Here is a 1,278-nt window from a genome sequence, read left to right on the forward strand (position 1 = left end):
TTTCACCGAGCGTAAGGTTTTTCCTGATTCGGCTGGCATTTTCTCATTTTATCGCGTTTTCCGATATCCGATTTTAATGGATCTTCAGCCTTTGGAGAGGTTTTCCGAAAAGAAGACAGAATCTAAGACATCTCCTAACTGCCCGTTTTTAATCTCTCAGAGCCGCAAAGGCGCAAAACTCTGCAAAAATCTTCCCCCGAAAACCAATCTATAGCCCCGATAGTCCCGAAGCTTCGGGAGTAATTTGAACACAGATTATTTTGTAAAGATAATCTTCGTAGTCGCTATCAAATTAGAAACATATTAGCCACATTTAACAACAGATACATATTCACAAAATTGCAGGTTATTTTATCTGATATTTAATCGCTTCTACGGAATCTTATGCATCATTCAGATGGAGATTTTAAGTATTACAACAAAGAACACACTGAATATTTGTCTAAAACAAGATTCGCAAATATGACCCAAAACTATGATCCATAATGAAATACAGTTTCAAAAAGGCAAATGGTATTTTTAAAGAAGAATTTGGATTATCTGAAATCTTTGAAGATTTGAAAGCCTAAAAAACAAGTTCTTGAATCTGTTTTATTCTATAACCAAATCAGAGTTCATTTATCAATAAATATACTAACTCCAAATCAAGTTCATTTGCAAAACCAAATCAACTTTTAAAAAAAGGGAACCAAAAGTAATTCTATTCAGATTTAACTAATTTTTATACTAATAATCGAGCCGGGCTTTTTCAGGACAACTCAGAAGTTTTAGCTATTCGAAGCGAATGGCTTTTAAAGCCATTCAGAAAATTAAAAATAATAACAATCCTACTTCAAAGCCAAAGGACTCAAACGAAAAAAAATATTCACACCTTTCCTCTTCCTACCATTTAAACCATAAAGAAACTACGCTTAAGATTTCCTATTCATAAAAAACAACTACCTAATTTTTATTCTATAGATTACCAATAATCTCAACTATAAAAATAATCTAACCTCATAAAAGGTAGTGCTCAACCATCTAACATAACACCTACAAATATTATCAGCATAATAACAACTTCTACTTAGAATCAAGACTTTTGCTTGTCATTATAAAAGAAAACACAAAAAGAAAAGAATCTCCCTCCATCTCATTAGAACCCCTCAGACTTACCAATAGGAGATAAAACTTTTCCAAAAGCGCCATAAAACAGAAAACCCCGTTTCGTTTAGAAACGGGGTTTTACAAAAGAAAGGCGACGACATACTCTCCCACATGACTGCAGTACCATCTGCG

1 protein-coding gene is annotated in these 1,278 nt (G+C 33.3%); it reads left to right on the forward strand.

Translation table 11 applies throughout. The features are described 5' to 3' along the window. Positions 1-214 (forward strand): hypothetical protein (locus BLP44_RS23085; protein WP_211516901.1); only part of this gene is annotated, 214 nt, incomplete at its 5' end. Positions 215-1,278 lie beyond the last annotated feature (1,064 nt).

The sequence above is a fragment of the Flavobacterium anhuiense genome (assembly GCF_900101855.1).
In the GTDB taxonomy this organism is placed as follows: domain Bacteria; phylum Bacteroidota; class Bacteroidia; order Flavobacteriales; family Flavobacteriaceae; genus Flavobacterium; species Flavobacterium anhuiense.